The organism is Halospina denitrificans, from assembly GCF_004364635.1.
GTDB classification, from domain to species: Bacteria; Pseudomonadota; Gammaproteobacteria; order Pseudomonadales; family Oleiphilaceae; genus Halospina; species Halospina denitrificans.
In genome coordinates this window covers 617,832-638,715 of record NZ_SOAX01000002.1, presented here as the reverse complement: position 1 = coordinate 638,715, position 20,884 = coordinate 617,832, and the positions used below count along the sequence as shown (strand labels likewise).

Annotated in this window: 20 protein-coding genes; 10 read left to right on the top strand and 10 right to left on the bottom strand. The window is 61.1% G+C overall.

All coding sequences use genetic code 11. The features are described 5' to 3' along the window. The first annotated feature begins 33 nt into the window (after positions 1-33). Positions 34-495, top strand: coding sequence for a DUF1499 domain-containing protein (locus DES49_RS06570; RefSeq protein ID WP_166646012.1), 462 nt, complete (start codon positions 34-36; stop codon positions 493-495). A 5-nt stretch (positions 496-500) separates the two neighbouring features. Here DES49_RS06570 and DES49_RS06565 read toward each other — a convergent pair whose 3' ends face one another. Beyond that, the gene (locus DES49_RS06565) at positions 501-1,766 is read right to left on the bottom strand and encodes an NAD(P)/FAD-dependent oxidoreductase (RefSeq protein WP_133735575.1); all 1,266 of its coding nucleotides are present in this window, start codon (positions 1,764-1,766) and stop codon (positions 501-503) included. A gap of 245 nt (positions 1,767-2,011) precedes the next feature. On the opposite strand from DES49_RS06565, the gene DES49_RS06560 reads away from it, so the two are divergent. After that, the gene (locus DES49_RS06560) at positions 2,012-2,920 is read left to right on the top strand and encodes an MBL fold metallo-hydrolase (protein WP_133735574.1); all 909 of its coding nucleotides are present in this window, start codon (positions 2,012-2,014) and stop codon (positions 2,918-2,920) included. Positions 2,921-2,985: 65 nt separating this feature from the next. On the opposite strand, the gene DES49_RS06555 is transcribed toward DES49_RS06560, so the two are convergent. The 4 genes from DES49_RS06555 to DES49_RS06540 form a co-directional block, all read right to left on the bottom strand. Continuing rightward, positions 2,986-3,612: a peroxiredoxin gene (locus DES49_RS06555; RefSeq protein WP_133735573.1), complete on the bottom strand. Its 627-nt coding sequence runs from the start codon at positions 3,610-3,612 to the stop codon at positions 2,986-2,988. Between the two features lie 148 nt (positions 3,613-3,760). Continuing rightward, entirely contained in the window at positions 3,761-5,509 is a 1,749-nt protein-coding gene (locus DES49_RS06550) for a SulP family inorganic anion transporter (protein ID WP_133735572.1), read from the bottom strand. A gap of 13 nt (positions 5,510-5,522) precedes the next feature. Continuing rightward, positions 5,523-5,975 carry a protein tyrosine phosphatase family protein gene (locus DES49_RS06545; RefSeq protein ID WP_133735571.1) on the bottom strand — a complete coding sequence of 151 codons (453 nt, stop codon included), beginning with the start codon at positions 5,973-5,975 and terminating at the stop codon, positions 5,523-5,525. Between the two features lie 12 nt (positions 5,976-5,987). After that, positions 5,988-6,854: an MBL fold metallo-hydrolase gene (locus DES49_RS06540; RefSeq protein WP_133735570.1), complete on the bottom strand. Its 867-nt coding sequence runs from the start codon at positions 6,852-6,854 to the stop codon at positions 5,988-5,990. A gap of 213 nt (positions 6,855-7,067) precedes the next feature. Here DES49_RS06540 and DES49_RS06535 point away from each other — a divergent pair, with 213 nt between their 5' ends. Together DES49_RS06535 and DES49_RS06530 are read left to right on the top strand one after the other, a co-directional pair. Beyond that, positions 7,068-7,565: an ankyrin repeat domain-containing protein gene (locus DES49_RS06535; protein ID WP_133735569.1), complete on the top strand. Its 498-nt coding sequence runs from the start codon at positions 7,068-7,070 to the stop codon at positions 7,563-7,565. Positions 7,566-7,670: 105 nt separating this feature from the next. Continuing rightward, positions 7,671-9,731: a bifunctional diguanylate cyclase/phosphodiesterase gene (locus tag DES49_RS06530; RefSeq protein WP_133735568.1), complete on the top strand. Its 2,061-nt coding sequence runs from the start codon at positions 7,671-7,673 to the stop codon at positions 9,729-9,731. On the opposite strand, the gene DES49_RS06525 is transcribed toward DES49_RS06530, so the two are convergent. Further along, positions 9,720-10,316 (bottom strand): biliverdin-producing heme oxygenase, encoded by a 597-nt coding sequence (locus tag DES49_RS06525; RefSeq protein ID WP_166646011.1) that lies wholly within the window; start codon positions 10,314-10,316, stop codon positions 9,720-9,722. The two genes, DES49_RS06530 and DES49_RS06525, sit on opposite strands and share 12 nt — an antisense overlap. A 192-nt stretch (positions 10,317-10,508) precedes the next feature. Between DES49_RS06525 and DES49_RS06520 the strand changes: the two genes are divergently transcribed. Beyond that, positions 10,509-11,915, top strand: coding sequence for a hypothetical protein (locus DES49_RS06520; RefSeq protein WP_133735566.1), 1,407 nt, complete (start codon positions 10,509-10,511; stop codon positions 11,913-11,915). A gap of 4 nt (positions 11,916-11,919) precedes the next feature. Here the strand turns inward: DES49_RS06520 and mutY are convergent, their stop codons facing one another. Both mutY and DES49_RS06510 read right to left on the bottom strand, forming a co-directional pair. Next, positions 11,920-12,963 (bottom strand): A/G-specific adenine glycosylase, encoded by a 1,044-nt coding sequence (gene mutY, locus DES49_RS06515; protein WP_133735565.1) that lies wholly within the window; start codon positions 12,961-12,963, stop codon positions 11,920-11,922. Positions 12,964-12,966: 3 nt separating this feature from the next. Beyond that, on the bottom strand, positions 12,967-15,141 hold the full coding sequence (locus DES49_RS06510) for an AsmA family protein (protein WP_133735564.1): 2,175 nt from the start codon (positions 15,139-15,141) through the stop codon (positions 12,967-12,969). Positions 15,142-15,289: 148 nt separating this feature from the next. Here DES49_RS06510 and DES49_RS06505 point away from each other — a divergent pair, with 148 nt between their 5' ends. The 5 genes from DES49_RS06505 to hisF all read left to right on the top strand — a co-directional run bounded on the left by DES49_RS06505 (position 15,290) and on the right by hisF (position 18,570). Beyond that, positions 15,290-15,754 (top strand): SRPBCC family protein, encoded by a 465-nt coding sequence (locus tag DES49_RS06505; RefSeq protein ID WP_133735563.1) that lies wholly within the window; start codon positions 15,290-15,292, stop codon positions 15,752-15,754. 72 nt (positions 15,755-15,826) lie between these two features. After that, positions 15,827-16,420 carry an imidazoleglycerol-phosphate dehydratase HisB gene (gene hisB / locus DES49_RS06500; RefSeq protein WP_133735562.1) on the top strand — a complete coding sequence of 198 codons (594 nt, stop codon included), beginning with the start codon at positions 15,827-15,829 and terminating at the stop codon, positions 16,418-16,420. 1 nt (position 16,421) lies between these two features. Beyond that, positions 16,422-17,063 (top strand): imidazole glycerol phosphate synthase subunit HisH, encoded by a 642-nt coding sequence (gene hisH / locus DES49_RS06495; RefSeq protein WP_133735561.1) that lies wholly within the window; start codon positions 16,422-16,424, stop codon positions 17,061-17,063. Then, positions 17,063-17,803: a 1-(5-phosphoribosyl)-5-[(5-phosphoribosylamino)methylideneamino]imidazole-4-carboxamide isomerase gene (gene hisA, locus DES49_RS06490; protein WP_133735560.1), complete on the top strand. Its 741-nt coding sequence runs from the start codon at positions 17,063-17,065 to the stop codon at positions 17,801-17,803. The genes hisH and hisA overlap by 1 nt, the downstream gene beginning before the upstream one ends. Beyond that, positions 17,800-18,570 (top strand): imidazole glycerol phosphate synthase subunit HisF, encoded by a 771-nt coding sequence (gene hisF / locus DES49_RS06485; RefSeq protein WP_133735559.1) that lies wholly within the window; start codon positions 17,800-17,802, stop codon positions 18,568-18,570. The genes hisA and hisF overlap by 4 nt, the downstream gene beginning before the upstream one ends. On the opposite strand, the gene DES49_RS06480 is transcribed toward hisF, so the two are convergent. Together DES49_RS06480 and DES49_RS06475 are read right to left on the bottom strand one after the other, a co-directional pair. After that, the gene (locus tag DES49_RS06480; RefSeq protein ID WP_243864917.1) at positions 18,571-19,386 is read right to left on the bottom strand and encodes a divergent polysaccharide deacetylase family protein; all 816 of its coding nucleotides are present in this window, start codon (positions 19,384-19,386) and stop codon (positions 18,571-18,573) included. A 23-nt stretch (positions 19,387-19,409) separates the two neighbouring features. Continuing rightward, positions 19,410-20,876, bottom strand: coding sequence for a S41 family peptidase (locus DES49_RS06475; protein WP_133735558.1), 1,467 nt, complete (start codon positions 20,874-20,876; stop codon positions 19,410-19,412). Between the last annotated feature and the right edge of the window lie 8 nt (positions 20,877-20,884).

Below are 20,884 nucleotides of genomic sequence, written 5' to 3'. Positions count from 1 at the left end.
CCGGGCAGTAGTGCAGCCAGGAGGCTTCTGCTGATGGCCTTCGTTGGCGCTGGGCTCCAGGGCTGCATGACCACGTCACCGCTGGAAATGGGAAGCGGCGAGCTCACACTGAGCGAATGCCCATCACTTCCAAACTGCGTATCCACTGAGGCGGAAGAAGGCTCCATGCACGCTATCCCGGCCTTTGAGCTTGCCATGCCCGTGGATCAGGCCTGGCCCGAGGTCAGGCAGGCCGTGGCTGAGCTGCCAAATACCAGCATCGTCGAGGAAGATGAATCCAGGCATTACCTTTATGCCAAGGCTTACAGCGATCTGTTCGGCTTCGTTGACTACTTCGAGGTGCTGGCCCAGCCCCAACCGGTTCCGGAATCGGGCGCAGAGCGCCTGGCGGTGCGTTCAGCGGCGATGCTGGGAATCAGCGATATGGGTGTCAACGAGGCGCGTGCCGAACGGTTCCGGGAAGCCCTGCGCCACAGAGGCGTGATCAGGCCCTGACCCCCCTAGCCCCGCGCTGCCGGTTTGGCCAACCATTCCAGGCCTTTCAGCATGAAATACCAATAGAGCGCCGGCAGTTGCTTGGCCTTCAGGAACCAGGCTGCCCGGGTCGCCCTGGTGCCGTCATTGATCCACCTGGGGAAGGTGGGTTGCAGCTGGCCACCGTACCCGAATTCAGCCAGCACGATACGCCCCTTTTCAACGGTGAGCGGACAGGAGCCGTAACCGAGGTAAGCCGCTTTCATCGGCTTGCTGTGCAGCGTCGATACAAGGTTCTCGGCCACCACAGGCGCCTGTTTGCGCACCGCTGCCGCCGTCTTTGCATTGGAGGTTCCGCTTGCATCCCCCAGCCCAAAGACATTGGGGTAATTCCTGTGGCGAAGGGTGTCATCCTCCAGGTTGAGCCATCCGGCATCATTCGCCAGCACGGAATCCCGTATAAACGCCGGCGCGCGCTGGGGTGGAACGGCGTGGAGCATATCGAACTCGACCTCACGGTCCCAGCTGTTGCCTTCCCCGTCCGTCACGCGGAATGTGGCTTTCTTTGCCGGACCGTCCACGGCAACCAGGTTGCTCTGGAAGTTAAGGCCGATGTTGTACCGACGGATATACTCTTCAAGGGCGGGCACGTAATCGCTCACGCCAAATAGCACGGCACCCGCGTTATGGAATTGCACGTCAATGTTGCCAATAGCGCCGCTCCTCAGCCAGTGATCCGATGACAGGTACATGGCTTTCTGGGGAGCCCCGGCGCACTTGATGGGCATCGGCGGTTGGGTGAACAGGGCCCGGCCCCCTTTCAGCGACTGGACCAGTTGCCAGGTGTATTCGGCGCAGCCCAGCCTGTAGTTTGAGGTTACTCCATTCTTTCCGATGGTTTCCTCAAGGCCATCAATGGCGCCCCAGTTCAACTCCAGGCCTGGAGCAAGCACCAGCGCGTCATAAGCCAAGTTTGAGCCATCCTTCAACTGGACCTGGTTCCGTTCAGGATCAACGGAAGCGACAGTGTTCTGGTACCAGTGGACGAATTTCGGCATCACGGTGCGCATGGGCTTGGATGTGCTTTCGGGCCGGAAGACACCGCCCCCCACCATTGTCCAGCCGGGCTGATAATGGTGGACGGATTCCGGCTCAACAACCGCAATATCCAATGAGCGGTCCCGCTTGCGAAGGCTTGAAGCGACCGATATCCCGGCAGCGCCGCCGCCGACGATGACAACGTTGTGTTTTTTTTCGGAAGAACCCGTTGAGCCTTTACTCAAACTACTCATGCTGGAGAGCCTCACTTTTCCGCCTTGATATTGCTCAAACAGTACCAAATTAACGTGCATAACGATAGATTGAAACGTTATATATAGCTTGGTCGTTATTTGAAGAGTGAGGCTATACGGAATTTTTCATCGATAGATTTTTCGAATGGGAGGCATGCCTGTGGCCAATCGATTTATTGAGTAGAATGGTTATAACGTAAGAACAAAATGAAATTAATCGATACGCACAGGCAACAGGAGAAACCATGAGAACCTTCCAGCTTTCCGAGTCCAACGGAAAACAGTCACCCAATGTGGCTGGGTTCTATGACCCGCGCACGTTCAGCGTGCAATACATCGTCAGTGATCCAGAGACAGACCAGTGCGCCATCATCGACCCCGTGCTGGACTACGATGAGAAGTCCGGCGCCACGGCCACGCACCACGCCGATGAACTGCTGGCGTACGTGCGCGAGCACAATCTCGACGTCCAGTGGATCCTGGATACCCACCCCCACGCGGACCACTTCTCGGCGGCCCATTACCTCAGTGAGCAGACCGGCGCGCCCAAGGCCATCGGTGGTTATGTCACGGACGTCCAGGAACTCTGGAAAGGCATCTACAACTGGCCGGATTTCCCGGCTGATGGCCGCCAGTGGGACCAGCTCTTCCGTGCCGGTGACGAGTTCTCCGTGGGCAACCTGAGGGGGCAGGTACTGTTCTCCCCGGGGCATACCCTGGCGTCGATTACCTACGTGCTGGGTGATGCCGCCTTTGTGCACGACACCCTGTTCCAGCCTGATTTCGGCACCGCCCGAGCGGACTTCCCCGGCGGCGATGCGCACCAGTTATGGCAGTCCATCCAGGATATCCTGGCGCTGCCCGATGAGACCCGCGTGTTTACCGGCCACGACTACATGCCCGGCGGTCGCGAGCCTGAATGGGAGAGCACGGTGGGTGAGCAGAAACAGAAGAACCCGCATCTGGTGGGAACCACGGAGGAAGACTACGTGGCGCTTCGAAACAAGCGCGACAGTGAGCTGCCGATGCCCAAGCTGATCCTGCATGCACTGCAGGTCAATACCCGGGGCGGTCGGCTTCCGGAGCCTGAAAGCAATGGCCGGCGCTATATCAAGATTCCTTTGGATACGCTTGAAGGCGCCGCCTGGGATTGATTCACTAAACGATCAACCACAAAAAACCGGGCCCTCGGGCCCGGTTTTTTATTGCCTTTCCGGTATCAGACTTTGGTCAGGCGCAGATAGGGACGAAGCTCTTCCCAACCGTTCGGGAACTTTTCCCTGGCCTCTTCATTGGAGATGGAAGGCGGAATGATCACCTCGCCACCCTTGCGCCAGTCGGCGGGCAGGGCGCAGGTGTACTCATCGCTTGTCTGCAGTGCGTCGATCGCACGGAGGATCTCGTCGAAGTTCCGCCCCACGGTCATCGGGTAGGTCATTGTCAGGCGGATCTTCTTGTTCGGGTCAATGATGAAGACGCTGCGAACCGCGGAGGTCTCACTTTCGCCCGGGTGAATCATGTCGTACAGCTGGGCGACTTCACAGTCGGCATCGGCAACGATGGGGAACTCCAGGTTCGTGTGCTGGGTGTCATTCACGTCTTCAATCCACCGCAGGTGCTCTTCAGTCGAGTCGGTCGAGAGGCCCAGCGGCTTAACGTTGCGTGCGGCAAACTGTTCGGCCAGTTGGGCGGTACGACCCATTTCAGTGGTGCAGACTGGCGTGAAGTCAGCCGGATGGCTGAAGAAAAACACCCAGGAATCCCCAATCCAGTCATGGAAGTTGATGGTTCCCGCGGTGCTGTCCACGGTGAAATCAGGTGCGGTATCGCCAAGTCGAAGTGTCATGATTGCTTTGCCTCTCGCGTAAGGATGTGAATGGAGCAACAGAAAAGCGGGCGATTGCCCTTTCTTTTCATGTATTTATGATAACCGTTCCGACCCATTTATAGAATATGGTTCTATATATAGCATAAATAGTTTTAAAGCATTACGTTCAAGCGGAACTCATGGCTCCAACGGCTGACTTCTGTTGTCTGAGCGTCGTCCAGGCCTCGTAAGTGCTGAGGAAGATCTCGCCTGTCAGCTCCTGGCAGAACGGCGTCGTGCGCAGACGGTCCATCACGGGGCCTTTGACTTCAGCGAGATGGAGCCTGATCCCGGCCTCCTGGAGGCGCCGGTTAATGGCCTCCAGGCTTTCCAGTGCCGAGGCATCAATTTCGTTGACCGCCTGGCAGGCCAGCACGAAATCCTGGACGCTGGTATTTTCCGAGCTCAGCTCCAGGACGGTGTCCTCAAGGTAGCGGGCGTTCGCGAAATACAGGCTTTCGTCGACCCGAAGGATGGTGATTTTGTCGTCGGTTTCCACATCAAAGCGATTGATGTTGCGGAAGTGTTCGGTGCCCGGAATGCGGCCCACCACCGCGCTGTGCGGTTGGCTGGTGCGATAGAGGTGCAGGCCGAGTGATGCAGCCACGCCGACCAGGATGCCCAATTCCACGCCGTGGGCCAGGGTCAGCACAATGGTCGCAATCATCGCCGTTGCATCGGCCCTGGAGTAGGCAAGCGTGCGCCGGACTGCGGCGAAATCGATGAGTGTGCCCACCGCTATGATGATGATCGCGGCAAGGGTGGCCTTCGGAAGGAAAGCGAGGAAGCCGGTTAACGTAAGCGTTGCAAAGGTGATCCCGATAGCGGTCAGTGCCCCGGCCACGGGGGTCCGGGCGCCTGCCTCGAAATTCACCACCGACCGGGAAAAGCCACCCGAGACCGGAGCGCCGCCTCCAATTCCCGCACCCACATTCGCGAGCCCCAGAGCAATCAGCTCGGAGTTGGGGTTGATCCGCTGGCGTCGTTTTGCAGCCAGGGTCTGGGCCACGGAGACGGATTCCACGAATCCGACCAGGCTGATAAGGACTGCCGCTGGCACCAGGGTCGCCCAGAGGCTGGGGTCCAGTGGCGGAAGGCCAACACTTGGCAGCCCCGAGGGAACCTTGCCCACAAGGGCAACGCCATGGGCGCTGAGGTTGAAGAACCAGGCCGCGACGGTCGTGATGATGACCGAGGATACAGGCGCCGCCTTGGTGATCAGGTCGGACAAGCGCTCCGACAGGCCCAGTTTCATCAGTAGATTCTTGAGGTAATTGCGGCAGAGATAGAGATAGATCAGCGCCCCGAGGCCAACAACCAGCGTCAGGGGGTTGATCGCTCCAAGGGTCTGCCACATGTCATGGCCCATCTCGAGGAGATTGCTTCCACCACTTTCAATGCCCAGGATCTTGCCGACCTGGCTGGTGGCAATCAGGATTCCCGAGGCGGTCACGAAACCCGAGATGACCGGGTGGCTGAGAAAGTTGGCGAGAAACCCGAGGCGCAGCAGCCCCATGCCGAACAGAACCAGGCCGGAGAGTGCTGCCAGCACCAGCGCGGCCCCCACATATTCCGGCGACCCGACTTCGGCAACGCCACCCAGCGCGGATGCGGTCATGAGGGAGGCAACAGCAACCGGGCCCACGGCGAGTGTCGCACTGGTGCCGAACAGGGCATAGACAACCAGCGGAATCATGCTCGCGTAGAGGCCAACCTCCGCCGGAAGACCTGCAAGCATGGCGTAGGCGAGTGCCTGCGGGACCAGCATCAGGGTGACGATCACCGCGGCCAGGGCATCGCGGACAAAGGTCTCGGTGGTATAGTCCTGGAGCCAATCCAGAATCGGAAAATATCTGGAGAAACGGTTTACCTTCATGCTGGCCCTTGAATCATCGGGTGTCCGGGTCGGTTACCTGCTCGTCGCTCGCCTGCAACAGCTTGCGGATTGGCTGCGGATCCTGTCCCGCTTCACGCGCCGCCTTGAGCAGCATGGGAATGTTGCACTGGGGCTGCTGCGCTCGGGCCTGGGCCCACAGGTGGGTTGAGCGCCTGCCCGAGCGGCAGAACGCGAGGATGGGGCTGGGCGCCTCTTCCAGGGTGCGCCTGAAAGCGGCCACGTCAGCCTCCGAGTACTCACCCGAGGCGACCGGGATACAGACCCAGTTGAGGCCGAGACGCTCGGCCTCTCTGGAAAATGGCTCCTCACCAGGGTGATCCTCGGCTTCGCCGGGGCGGCGGTTACAGATGACAGTACGGAACCCCTGTCTGCTGACCGTTTCAAGGTCCTCGGGCGAGAGCGCATCCGCAATGGCGAAACCGGGTTCAAGGATTTGCAGATTCATTGGCGACTCCCCTCAGAAACGGTTAACGGGAACCTTGAGATAGACCTGGCCATTGTCCTCGGCGGGCGGCATGTCGCCGGCCCTCATGTTGACCTGCACCGAGGGCAGTATCAGGCGGGGCATCCCAAGTGTGGCATCACGCTCGGTTCGCATCTTCACGAACTCGTCCTCGCTGACACCCTCGCGCACGTGAATATTGCGCTCGCGCTGCTCCGCCACCGTGGTCTCGTGGACGAATTCATCACGCCCCGGCGCCTTGTAGTCATGGCAGAGGAAAAGGCGTGTCTCGCCCGGCAGCGCGAGAACCTTCTGCACCGACTGGAAAAGCGTGTGGGCGTCACCGCCGGGGAAGTCGCAGCGGGCGGTGCCGGCATCCGGTGCAAAGACGGTGTCGCCAACAAAGGCGGCATCGCCAATCACGTAGGTCAGGCAGGCCGGTGTATGGCCCGGTGTGTGCAGGACTTCGCCTTTCAGGTTGCCGATCTCAAAGGTGTCGCCTTCGCTGAACAGTTGATCGAACTGGCTCCCGTCCCGGGCAAACTCGGTCCCGGCATTGAACGCCTTGCCGAAGATTTCCTGGACCTCGATGATCTTCTGGCCGATGCCGGTCTTTCCGCCAAGCTTCTCGTGGAGGTAGGGCGCAGCGGATAGATGGTCCGCGTGGACATGGGTTTCCAGGATCCATTCGACCTTCAGTCCATTGTCCTGAATGAACTGGATGATCTCGTCCGCGGAGCGCACATCGGTGCGCCCCGCCGCATAATCAAAATCCAGAACGGAATCAATGATCGCGCAGGAGGAGCCGTCCGGGTCCTGCACAACGTAGCTGAAGGTGTTGGTTGGTTCATCGAAAAAGTGTTTAACGATTGGGCTTTGCATCGTTGTCCCTCCTGGCTTTGGCCGGTAATTGGCTTTTATTTAACCACAAATTGGGTTATAAGCATAGATTGATATGGAATATTGTGTTGAATGGCTTGCAGGGGTTGGTTTTATCAGTTCTGGCAGGCCCGGCATTGACCCTCGTCATGCGGGTTTGACCGGCGCTGATGCTAATCTGGTCACGACGGGCAGGGGCCCCGGGAGAGGTTGTGCATGAGGTTTTTTGAGCGCTGGGCAGGAACGCTGGGAGTGGTAGCGGCGCTGGCGCTGGTGGGTGCCTTTGTCCTGGTGATGTTCAGCGGTGAGGATCTTGAGGCCCGTGACAACCGGGGGCGCACGCCTTTGATCGTGGCGGCCGAGGAGGGGAATGCGGCGCGTGTGAGGGACCTGCTTGCCAGGGGCGCCCGGATCGAGGCCGAGGACGACTGCCAGTGGACTGCGCTGATGCGTGCGGCGTCCCAGGGTCATACAGAGGTTGTCAGGATGCTCATTGACCAGGGCGCCGCAGTGGACAACCGGGGAAAAATCGGGTTTACCGCCCTTATGGCGGCGGCCATGAACGGCCATTACGACACGGCTGAATTACTGATCGCCCATGGCGCGGACCTGTCGCCAAGGGAAACCGAAACCGGAAAGAACGCCCTGGAACTGGCCATAATGAACGGTGACCAGCGAATGATCGAGCTCCTCATCGAAGCCCGCGAAGGGTGAGCGCGGGGCGCTAGCTCCGTGGCGGTAAGCAGCAGCTTCCATGTATCCCGGCACACAGGCATGCTGTATCCTTGAGTGTGAGATTCATGTCGTAACGGAAGCGAAATGAGCGCGAATTCCAGGCATCAGACTCAGGTTGACCTGAGCGTCTGCGAGAACGAACCCATCCAGGTCCCGGATGCGATACAGCCGCACGGATGTATTCTGGTTGCGGACGCCCAAACCCGGAAAGTGCTTCAGGTCAGCGCCAACATTGGGGCCTACCCGGGGCTTGAGCTTGCGGACCCGGTGGGGCATTTGCTGGATGATGTGTTGCCGGAGACCCTCCTGCGCGAGCTGGAAGCGGCGGGGGAGCTTTCCGGGACCTACCCGCCCCACCGGTGTGATCTCGACCTGACCGCCCGGGGCGGCGCCACCATCCCCACCATGGTGTCCTTCTACCGTTCCGGAACCCGTCTGGTTATCGAGACCGAAGCCTGCCCCGCCCGGTCGGAAACCAGCGCAACGAACTTCCGCTCCCTGGAGCGCTTTCTCTATGAGCTTCGCGCCATCGCGCCCAGCATGGGCGTGCTCCAGGCCGCGGTGGATGAAGTGGCACGCCGCACCGGCTATCAGCACGTTATGGCCTATCGCTTTGACAAGGACTGGAACGGCGAGGTGATTGCGGAGAACAGGCAGGGCGACCAGAATTCGTTCCTGGGCCACTGTTTCCCCGCCTCGGATATCCCTGCCCAGGCGAGGGCCCTCTATGCCGTCAATCCCATCCGTCACACGCCGGATGTGGACTACGAGCCTGTTCCGCTGGCCCCACAAACCGGGCAGTCGCTGGACATGACCTGGTCAGCCGTTCGCAGCATCTCGCCCGTCCACCGCGAATACATGCGCAACATGGGCGTGCGGTCGAGCCTGTCACTGTCGCTGATGGTGGATGGCCGGCTGTGGGGCATGATCCTGTGCCACCATGCAACGGCGCATCAGGTTTCCCCCATGCTGCGCTCCTACCTCCAGATGATGGCCCAGGTAACCGGGGATGCCCTCAGGGTCACGATCCAGAAAGAGGTGGAAGACGACGCTGAGGCGATCTCCGCCCGTATGCGGCACGTCCTCAACGAACTGGATTATGAGGATAAAAGCCTTCTTGAGGCCCTGGAACAGCGCGAGGAACTGCTGGATGCCTTTGAGGCGGACGCGCTGATCGTGCGCCTGCATGGCCAGAAGATCGCCGTGGGGCGGGACGCGCCGTCGGGCACCATGACCCTGGTGGAACAGGAGGTGGCCGAGGAGGCCAAGGAGGCACCGGTTTTCAGTGACCGCATTGGCGAGCGTATTCCGGTGCTGACCGACCCGACGCGCCGTGACTGGTTGGGCGGGTTCCTCTATGCCCGATTGTCCAGCGGGCGCGATGATTCCCTGCTTTTCCTTCGTGCTGAACGGGTGCGCAGTGAAACCTGGGCGGGCGACCCGGACGAGCACCATACGATTGAGAGCGACGGCGAACTTCCCCGCATTCACCCGCGTCGCTCCTTCGAAGCCTGGCAGAAAGAGGTGCGGGGCTGCAGCCTCCCGTGGAGCGAGGGCCACCGCATGGCGGCCGAACGGCTCATGAGCGGGCTGGCTCGCCACCTGGCGGGGGAGGTCGAGCGGCTTCTCCGCCATCGTGCCAACCACGATGCGCTAACCCAGCTCCCCAACCGGGCCCTGCTTTACGATCGCCTGCGGCAGGTTTTCCGGCGGGCCAAGCGGACCAACGAAAAGGTGGTGGTGCTTTTCCTGGACCTGGATGGGTTCAAGCCGGTGAATGACCAGTATGGGCACGAGGTCGGTGATCGGATCCTGCAGGCGGCGGCCCAGCGCTTTGATGATGTGCTGCGCGACGCGGATACGGTTGCGCGGGTGGGAGGGGACGAGTTCGTCTTCCTGCTCGAGGGCTTCAAGGACCTGGATTCAGCCCGTGACGACGGCGCGGCCTGTGCCGAACGGCTGGTGAATGAACTGGAATCCCTGCGGTTTGAATATGACGATATCCGCCTGTCCTGCAGCATCGGCATCGCCATCCACCCGTTGGACGGGGGAGCTCCGGATTCGCTGCTGCGGGCAGCGGACGAGGCCATGTACAGCATCAAGGGCCGGCCGGGTCAACGCTATGCCTTTGCCTCACCGTTCTAGCCAGCGCTGGAGTTCCCGGAATGTTGCCCTGGCTGAATGGATTACACGGTCCTGGTCGGCGCTGCTGCAGCCCTCTCCAAACCCGTCCACTGCCTGTCTGAATTGGCGCCACATCGAGCCACGGTTTTCCCCGTAGCACTGGTAATAATGGTCCTTGCCGCTCAGCCAGTCCTCGAAGCGGGTGCTGAGTTCGCGATGGATCATCGCGCCGCCAAGGGTGGCACCCTCCATGACATACAGGCATCCGAACCCCTCCGCCAGGCTGGAGCAGGGTGGCAGAGTGGGGCACTGGGGTACTGAATCCGCATCGGCGCCACAGGCTTCAAGATCGGTCCTGATCAGCGGCGCCTTGAGGCGTTCGTTAAGGTCAATTCCAGTGCCCTCCCAGTCCAGCCTCAGCAGTGCCTGCTCCAGGGGTAGATAGAATCCATGGAACCCCGAGAGCAGCCTGGTGTAATCCCCGGCGTCCTGAATGGATTGCGGCAGATCCAGCGCAGTCTCGATGGCATTGTGCTCGGGACGGGTTTCGGCGCGTAAACGGTCCGCAAGGGAGCGGGTCTGGGTGGGGGTGTTACTGCTTATCACCTGGGGGCACTCACAATGACTTTCTTCCAGATTCGCACGAATTGCCCGCCGAGCAAAGGGTTGCCGCAATGAGTCGTTTTCCAACATTACTGAAAATTTAGTCTAGACTTCCCTGAGGGCTGCAGAGTTGGACCATCCAGGGTCGGGTGGTGATATCTGCGTACAGGAAATCCAGCATCCCGGGGCATTCCCATGAAATACATTCTGATTGGCGCTGTCGTTGCGATTGGCGGGGGCGTATTCGTAGCCAACTATATGATTGCGGAAGAGATCCGCTCGGACCTGGACCAGGCCAGCGCGGCAATGGCCATGTTCGGTAATCTGACCTATGGCGACGTGTCGGTAACACCCTTTGGCGACGCCAGGGTCGATCAAGTCCGGTTTGAGCCTCATGAAAGCGATGAGAACTACCGTGTCGACAGGATTGCGGTGAAGACCAGCAACCTGTGGACCCTCTACGCGATGACCCACGACATGCAGCAGGGTGAGCCGCCGGACCACCTCCAGGTAGCGTTCGAGGGAATCCACCTGGATCTGGGCGGTGAGCTCATGCAGGCCATTGCCAGGGACATGGAAGCCAGCGGTTCGCGCGTTCCGGCCTTCGACGCGGCTGGCTGCGGGGATCGCACGCGCTTTACTTTCGCCGACATGTCGGCCATGGGATACGGCACAACGGTCTCGGATCTTCTGTTTGAGTACCGGATCAAGCGCGGTGGCGAGCGTTTTGAGTTCAGCGGAACCGTCAGCACCGAGGAGATGCACTCCATCGGCTTCTCGGCGGAGCTGGGTATCGACAGGGAAGCCGCCAATGCCATGGCGGAGCAGGGCGCTGGCGCCAGCATGAATCCCCAGATGGCGGCAGCCATGGGGCTTGCGGCCGTGAATCTGCGCTCGGCGCGGGTTGATGTTGAGGACTGGGGCTATGCTTCCCGCTTTATGGACTACTGTGCCCAGGAAGCGGGCATGGATGCGGAGGCTTTCCGCAGCCATCACCTGGACGCCTGGCAGGCCAACTGGAAGAAACTGCACCTGGAGCCGGGAGAGAATGTGCTGGCGGCCTATGAAACCTACCTCGATGACCCGCAAACCCTCTCGGTGGTGCTCGATCCCCGCCCGCCACTGGAATTGGCTCGTTTCATGGGGCAGCCGGATGGCGGTGAGATCCATGATCGTCTCGACCCCCGGATTGTCGCGAACGGCGGTGAGTCGCGCCCGCTTGATTTCGCCCTGACTGGCGGTATGGATCTGGCCCAGCTGCAGAAGAAGCTGGAGGCGGAGCGTGGAGGCAGTGCCTTTGGCAACATTGAGGAGCAGGAGAGCCTTGCCAGGGAGAATGCTGATTCCACGGAGGCCGAAACGCCGTCGGCCACGCCTGAACCCGAGGAGAGCAAACCTGAAACGCCGAGCGTGATCAGCATCAAGGAGCTACCAAAGCACATGGGTCGGCGGGTAGTGGTTGAACTCAATGACGGTAGTACCGTGGTGGGGAGGGTTGAGGCGCTCGAGGATCAACGGCTCAAGCTGCGCCGGGAGCTTCATGGTGGCGAGATGGTCCAGCCCATCTATTTCCGCAGGATCGACGGGATCGAGTTGCTCTGACGCCCTATTGGCGGATCAGGCCGCGGATGGGCGCGGGCAGTCCGGCCTCCAGGGCCTGCTCGCGGGTCAGCCAGCGCAGCCGCCCGTGCTCCTGGATGCTGATCGTGCGCCGGGCGGACAGCCTCAGCGGCCGGATCCAGAGGTGGTAATGGCTGAAGGTATGCCGGAAGGGCTCCAGGGAATCCGGCATGTTGGTCTCCACGCCCAGCGCCGACTCGCAGTGATCCGGAACTTCCTCCGGCTGCAGGGCCGGGTCCGCCTCCGGCAGGCTCAGAAGCCCGCCCCAGATGCCGGTCGGTGGGCGTTCCTCCAGTAACAGCCGGCCCTCGCCATCCTCGATCAGCAGCATCCAGAGCGTCTTTTCCGGTTTTTCCTTCTTCGGCTTGCGTCCGGGATAGGCTTCCGGATCGTTCCGGGCATAGCCAATACAGCCCGTTCGCACCGGGCAGGAAGCGCAGGCCGGGTTGCGTCGGGTGCAGACCATGGCGCCCAGGTCCATGATCGCCTGGGTGTAGTCGCGAATCCGTTCATGGGGGGTGTGCTCTTCCGCGTGATCCCAGAGTTCGTTGGCCACGGCTGTTTTACCGGGCCAGCCTTCAACGCCGTGGTAACGGGCGAGCACCCGCTTGGCGTTGCCGTCCAGGATGGCCGCGCGTTGGTCGAAAGCCTGGGCGGCGATGGCGGCCGCCGTGGAGCGGCCGATGCCGGGCAGGGATTGCAGCTGTTCCGGGTCCTGCGGAAACTCCCCCTCGAACCGCTCAACCACTTCTATGGCCGCCGCGTGAAGATTGCGCGCCCGGGCGTAATAACCGAGCCCGGACCAGTAACCCAGCACCTCTTCCCGGGCCGCCGAGGCGAGGTCATGCACGGAGGGAAAGCGCTCCATGAAACGCTCGAAATAGGGAATAACGGTGGTGACCTGGGTCTGCTGGAGCATGATCTCGGAGACCCAGACCCGGTAGGCGGACCGGTCACGGTGCCAGGGGAGTTCCTTGCGCCCGTGCCGGTCGTACCAGTCCAGAAGCTGTTGAGAGAACCAGTCACCCATGGATCAGTTGAACAGCCCTTCCAGCTTCTCCTTCGCCTTGTCTTTCAGCTTTTCCTCGCCGCGCTTGATTTCCTTTTCCGCCTTCTCTTCAACTTCCTGACGCTTACGCTCGATCTCCGCCTCGCCCATGGATTTGAGCACTTCGGAGAAACGCGCGCTGTCGAAACCGCAGAGTCCGCCCGGGTCGTCGCTGAACGCGCCCTCGCAACGCACGGGGATCACCACATTCTGGATGCGTTCATTGACGCGGCACGCCTGGTCGCGATGGATCTCGCCCACAATGCGCAGGCCCAGCCGGTAATCCAGGTTCGACTGGATCAGGTCGACCACGCCATCGCCCTCAAGGCGGATGCCCGCGACATCCGCCGTCAGGTTGTCATTGCGCAGCCGCCCCGAATCGATGGTGAAGTTGCCGCTCATGTCGTTGAAAGGTGTGCTCTCGCCCCAGTCGTCATTCTCCAGCGATTCCCCGTGGATGCGGGAAATACCCTGGCAGGCCATGCGGGTGAGGTTGGTGTTCTCCAGGGCGCCTTCCTCGATGTTGAAGTCCGCCTTGCCGCCGGAGTTCTCCAGCAGGGCGTTCACGCTGTTGCCCGTGCTCCGGCCCTCGGCGTTGACGTTGACCCGGCCGGAGATCAGGTCCAGCTCGATCAGGTCCACCAGAAGGGGTTGGCTTTTAACGCCGGAGAGCCGCTCGGTGAAACGCCATTGTGGGTTGTCGGTGCGGGCATCGATCCCGGCGGTCAGTTCAAAGTCACCCTCGTAGAGCTTGCCGCTGACCTCATCCAGCGAGAGCTGGCCCTCGTCGCCGGTGGCGCGGATCAGGATGTCGTTGATGGTCAGGTTTTTGGCGATGAGCTGGTCCAGGCCCAGGCGGATATCCAGGGTCAGGGCGCGGAGCGTTTCCAGCGGCAGGAGTTCGTTATCCCGGTTGCCGGCCGCAGGCTCATCGCCCCCGGTATCCGTTTCGGTTGCAGCCGTTGCCTCGCCGTCCTCTTCCGGTTCCGGTGGCAGGTAACGGTCCAGGTTCAGGCTGTTGCCCTGCAGGTCCGCGCTGATCGCACCGCCGTCCAGGCCATAGCCGGCCGTGCCCTTGAGTTCCGTGTCGTCCATTCGCAGGGTGAAGTTCTGCAGCTGGACGGTCTGTTGCTCCGTGCCGATGTTGGTGTTCATGGCGATGCGTTTCAGAACATCCTCATCCTCGGTCTCGATGGCCGGTTGGCCAAGGTGCTCGAGAAGCTCCACGGCCGAGAATTCGGCAATGGCCAGGTCGCCACTGATGTCCGGGGTGTCCCCGAAACCCTGAATATCGAGGTTGGTGGTCAGTTCCAGATTTTCGAAGGAGGCGACCAGATCGGACACCGAGGCGGTCTCATCGTCCAGGTCTGCCGAAGCCGAGCCGGTGATGCTGGCCGTGGTGGTCTTGCCGTTGAAGGGCTCGCCGGTCATGTTGAACTGGCCGTCCAGATCGTTCACCGAGAAGGCCTGCAGGTTCCCGCTTGCGTTGAGCTGCATGGACAGGCTGCCGTCGAGGTGCAGTTCCGGCTCGCTCAGCCCGACGGTAAAGGCGATGTCGAGAGGGAAGTCCTGGCCGAGGGCAATGTCGTCCGCCTCGAGGGTGGCGTTTTCCAGCAGGAAGGACTGCCCGGTCTGGCGGTCCTCGTAACTGACGCGCGCATTGCTGATGCGTATCTGCTGCACATTGAACTGGATGAGTTCCTCGCCGGTTTCCTCATCGGCCAGGGTGGCCTCAGGAGTCGTCGTTTCCGTGGCTTCCTCTGCCTCGGGCGCCTCCGGCATGATCCGCTGCCAGTTGCCAGTGCCATCCTTGCCCTTGACCAGGTTGGCGTTGAGGCCATCCAGGGTGAAGGTGTGGACACTGGGGCTCATCATGATCAGCGACCAGAGGTCCACGCTGGCCACCAGCTGCTCCATCGCGGCAAACTCATCACCTTCCAGGCGTGCGCTCACCTCATTGACCTCAATGCCCAGCGGGATGAAGGACCAGCCAATGTCACCGGCCAGCTCCAGCTCCAGATTGGTATTGTCGGCCGCTGCCTGCTCGATGTGGCCTTTATAGTCATTGGGATCGATGACGACCATGGCGACGCCGATGGCAGCGATCAGAAGAAGGATCAGTGCAACAATGACGATAAGGATATTGCGTAGGAGTCTCATCAGCCGTCCCTGAGAAAATGGTTGAACAGGCCTCAAGATAACGGTTCTCCCCTGTTTAGGGAATGGGCGGGGATTGACCAAGGGGGCAATTTCGGGGAAGGTGCGCAGTCATTGAACAGCTCCAGCCAACAAGAACAGGAATGTGTCTATGTCCATTACGGTCAGGATTGAGATTCAGCGTGAATTCACCATGAATGGGGGCTACGACAGCGTCTTTGATCTGCTCGCGGATGTGCCGCGTTCGGTCGCGCATTTTCCCAAGGTGGAGAAGCTCACGGATCTGGGTGATAACACCTATCGCTGGGAGATGGAGAAGGTGGGCGTGGATAAGTACAACATCCAGGCGGTCTACGCGTGCCGGTATTCGCCGGACAAGAGTCGTGGCGTGATTACCTGGGAGCCTGTTGAGGGTGAAGGTAATGGGCTGGTCAGTGGGCGCTGGGATGTCCGGGATAATGGGGATGGCTCGACGGGGCTGTCGTTCCGGACTGACGCCGAGATGACGTTGCCGTTGCCCGGTGTTCTGAAGATGGCGGTGTCGCCGGTGATAAAGCATGAGTTCAATGGGTTGGTGGATACCTACATCGAGAACCTGAAGAAGGCATTTGCGTGACGGGCACTGACCAAGAGCCTGTGTTACGCGTATAATAGAGTCCTTTCATTTTGTTGCCAGCGGATCAGACAGATGGCCGATCGCAAAGCGCGCGTGGAGCGCAATACCCTCGAGACACAGATCACCGTGTCACTGAACCTGGACGGGTCCGGCAAGTCGGACTTCGATACCGGGGTGCCGTTTCTTGAGCACATGATGGAGCAGATTGCCCGGCATGGCCTGATTGACCTGGAGGTTAAGGCCAAGGGGGATCTGCAGATTGATGATCACCACACGGTTGAGGACATCGGTATCACACTGGGTCAGGCGCTGGCCCAGGCGGTGGGGGACAAGAAGGGGATTGTTCGTTACGGGCATTCCTATGTGCCGCTGGATGAGGCGTTGTCGCGGGTGGTGATTGATCTCTCCGGGCGGCCGGGGCTGACCCTGGAAGTGCCCTATAAGCGGTCCATGGTGGGTGGTTTTGATGTGGACCTGTTCGAGGAGTTTTTCCGTGGCTTCGTCAATCACGCCATGGTGACGCTGCATATCGATAACCTTCGCGGTACCAACACGCACCACCAGATCGAGACGGTGTTCAAGGCCTTTGGCCGGGCGCTGCGGATGGCTGTGGAGACGGATGCGCGGGCGGCGGATGCCATGCCATCGACCAAGGGGTCGCTGTGACATGAAGCGCGTTGCCATTATCGATTACGGCATGGGCAACCTGCATTCCGTGGGCAAGGCGATTGAGACCGTTGCCCCGGAAGTGCGCGTGTCCATCACGGATGAGCGCGAGAAAGTGCGGGATGCGGACCACGTGGTCCTGCCGGGCGTGGGTGCCATGCGTGACTGCATGGCGGAGATCCGGCGCCTGGGTGTGGACGACTGGGTGCGCGAGGCGGTGGCGGAGAAACCGTTGCTTGGCATCTGTGTGGGTATGCAGGCGCTGATGGCCTCGAGCGAGGAAAACGAGGGCACCGAGGGCATCGGCCTGCTGCCCTCGAAGGTCCGTTTCTTCGGGCACAACCTGACGGAAGACGGTCATCGCCTCAAGGTCCCGCATATGGGGTGGAACGAGGTGTTCCAGTCGGAGCCGCATCCCATGTGGCACGAGATCACGGACGGCACTCGCTTCTACTTTGTGCACAGCTACTACGTGGAAGCGGACCGCAATCCGAACCTGGCCGGCGTTTGCCATTACGGCGTGGATATTGCGGCGGCGGTGACGGCGCCCAACCTGTTCGCGGTCCAGTTCCACCCCGAGAAAAGCCACGACGCCGGACTTCAACTGTTGCGCAACTTTCTGGACTGGGACGGTTCTCTGTAATGCTGATTATTCCCGCAATTGATCTAAAGGACGGCCAGTGTGTGCGCCTTCGCCAGGGGCGCATGGAGGATTCCACCGTCTTCTCCGAGGACCCGGTGGAGGTGGCCGGTCGCTGGGTCGAGGCCGGCGCGCGCCGACTGCACCTGGTGGATCTCAACGGCGCCTTTGAGGGCAAGCCCGTGAACGGCGAGATCGTGAACGCCATTGCCCGGCGCTACCCGGACCTGCCCATCCAGATCGGTGGCGGCATCCGCTCGAAGGAAGTGATCCAGGCGTACCTGGACGCGGGCGTGCAGTGGGTGATCATTGGCACCCAGGCGGTCAAGGATCCGGATTTTGTGACTTCCATGTGCCGGAACTTTCCGGACCATATCATCGTGGGCCTGGATGCCAGGGATGGAAAAGTGGCCACCGATGGCTGGGCCGAAACCTCGCAGGTGGAGGCTAGTTCCCTGGCGCAGCGTTTTGCCAACGATGGCGTGAGCGCCATTGTCTACACCGACATCGCCCGGGACGGGATGATGGAAGGGGTCAATCTGGACGCCACCCGCCGGCTGGCGGAAGCCACCTCCATCCCGGTGATCGCCTCCGGTGGCGTGTCGAGCATGGACGATGTGAAGCAGCTCGCCAGCGTGGCGGGCTCCGGGATTACCGGCGCCATTACCGGCCGTGCCATTTATGAAGGCGGCCTGGATCTGGCCGAAGCGCAGAAGTGGTGTGATCAGGTGGAAACAGCATGAGCCTCGCCAAACGCATTATTCCCTGCCTGGACGTGGACAAGGGGCGGGTCGTCAAGGGTGTGAACTTCGTTGATATCCGCGACGCCGGCGACCCGGTCGAGGTCGCCCGCAAGTACAACGAGCAGGGCGCGGATGAGATCACCTTCCTGGATATCACCGCCAGCCACGAGAGCCGCGACACCACCTATGAGACGGTGGAACGCATGGCCAGCCAGGTGTTCATTCCGCTGACCGTCGGCGGTGGCGTGCGCCACGTCGGCCACATCCGCAACCTCCTGAATGCCGGAGCGGACAAGGTCAGTATCAACACCGCCGCCGTGCACAACCCGGAGTTCGTGCGCGAGGCCGCCGAACGTTTCGGCAGCCAGTGCATTGTGGTGGCCATCGATGCCAAGCGCGTCAGTGAGGAAGGCGAAGAACCGCGTTACGAGATCTTTACCCACGGCGGGCGCAATGCCACCGGCCTGGATGCGGTTGAATGGGCACGGCGCATGACGGAATACGGGGCCGGCGAGATCCTGCTGACCAGTATGGATAAGGATGGCACCAAGAGCGGGTTCGACCTGGGCCTGACCCGGGCCATCAGCGATGCGGTGCCGGTTCCGGTGATCGCCTCCGGTGGTGTGGGCAATCTCCAGCACCTGGTGGACGGGATTCTGGATGGCGGCGCCGATGCCGTCCTGGCCGCCTCCATTTTTCACTTCGGTGAATACACCATTCCCCAGGCCAAGACCTACATGCGCGAACGCGGGGTTGTTGTCCGCTAGTCAGCGGCTGCTGGCTTCCAGGGGAACAAGTGTCCTGCCCGGAATCGGTTGGCGGTCCTGCCTTATGGCCCAGAGACCACTGACTGTTGCCACTGCGTAGCCATACTCATCCAGTTTCGGAAGAATCTTCTCCAGGTAGGCGATGGTCTCCTCGTGGGGGTGGCCGATCCCGATGGCGGTGCCATTCTCCCGGGCCTCCTTCAGGAGCCGGCGGAACTGCTGGTGGATGGAGCGCTCGCTGAGTTCATTATCCAGGAATACATCCCGGCTCATGGTGGGAATATCCCGGGCATGGGCGGTCGTGGCCGCCACCGTTGCCTTGGTGGTCCTGCTGTCGATGAAATAGAGGTTGTGCCGCGCAATCTCATCCATAACCCAGCGCATGGGTCGCTCCTGCCCGGTAAGGAGGCTGCCCATGTGGTTGTTCACGCCGCTGGCGTGGGGCACCGCCTTCAGTGATTCAGACAGGGACTGGACGATCTGCTCCCGGGACATCTCAAGGCTGAGGCCCCCGGGGCCAAGGGCGACCTGCCCCATATTGGCCATGGGCGCGTGGAGCATCACTTCCTTGCCGTGCCGGCTGGCCGCGTTCGCCAGTTCCCGGGTGTGGGGGCGGTACGGGAGAAAGGCCAGGGTGACAGGGGACTCCAGGTCAATCAGCCGTTGGGCGGCTTCCCTGTCGACGCCGAGGTCATCGATGATGATGGCAATGGTCGGGGGCTGTTTTTCCATGGCCTGGGCGCTGCCGCAGAGCAGCAGCAACACCCACGCCAGGGTAGTAAGGCCAATCGTCTTCAACACTGTATCAGGGTTCACACCGTCAACCGCGGTTGCTCATGTCATTCGGAGCCGGAACCGTTGGAGTCCGCGTCACTGGACTGGGGTTTTTCCTTCCGGTTCAGGATACTCATGCCTTTCAGCAGGTTGAGGGCGGAACGCAACTGGTAGTCACGCCGGGCGGCCTCTTCTTCCGCCTCCTCACGCGTCTTTTCACTGTCTCCGTTGTCTTCCTGCTCACCCTGGTTCTGCTCGTCAGGTTGCTGGCCGTTGCCCAGGTGCCCGCGCAGGTCGGCCTCGGAGAAGCGCTTCCCGCTCTGGACGTCTTTCAGTTCCGCCTGCTGCACCTGGATATCCGGCTCGATGCCCTTGGCCTGGATGGAGCGGCCATCCGGTGTGTAATAGCGGGCGGTGGTCAGCTTGATGCCGTAATTGTCGCCAAGGGGCATTACGGTCTGGACCGAGCCCTTGCCGAAGGAGTCCGTACCCATGATCACGGCCCGGCCATGGTCCTGGAGCGCGCCGGCAAGGATTTCCGAGGCCGAGGCGGAGCCGGAATTGATCAGCACCACAATGGGGACGTTCTCCGCCATGTCGCCCTCGGAGGCATCAAAACTCAACTGGCTGCTCTCGATACGGCCTTCGGTGTAGACAATGCGGCCCTCGTTCAGGAGTGAATCGGCGACTTCCACGGCTGCTTCCAGAACACCACCCGGGTTGTTGCGAAGATCCAGCACCATGCCTCTCAGCTTGCCGCCGTTCTCCTCGACCATGTTCTCGTAGGCGGCGGCAAAATCCTTGCCCGTATTCTGCTGGAACTGGCTGATGCGCACGTAGCCGTAATCCGCCTCCAGCATGCGGGTGCGGATGCTGTCCACCTCGATCACCGCGCGCTCGATCTCCACCTCGATCGGTGCGCTCTCGTTTTCACGCCGGATGGTGAGGTTGATGGTTGAGCCCGGTTCGCCGCGCATTTCCTTTACGGCTTCCTCAAGGCTCATGCCCTTGATCGGGGTGCCGTCGATCTCAACGATCAGGTCCCCGGCCTGAATGCCGGCCTCCTGGGCGGGGGTTCCGTCAATGGGGGCGATGACGCGGACAAACCCGTCTTCCATGCCCACTTCAATGCCCAGGCCACCGAATTCGCCGGAGGTGCTCTCCTGCAGATCCGAGAAGGCGTCCGGTTCAAGATAGGCGGAGTGCGGATCAAGGCCGGAGAGCATACCCTTGATGGCCTTGTTCAGCAGTTCACGGTCGCTGACCTCTTCCACATAACCGCGCTTGATGCGTTCGAACACCTCGGTGAACTTGCGCAGGTCGTCCAGCGGCAGCTGCTCTTCCGGGTCGGCCAGCTCCATCTCGATGGTGCCGCCTTCCTGATTGGTGATGGGCGGTTCGCCATCAATCTGCTGTCCCGGGTCCATGGTGCCGTCGCCCTCCTGGGGGTCGGCCGCTCCCACTGGCAGGGCAGAGAAAACACCCAGCGCAAGGGTAAGCGCTGTCAGCAGCGTGAGTCTGGTCTGTGGCATTGGATCAA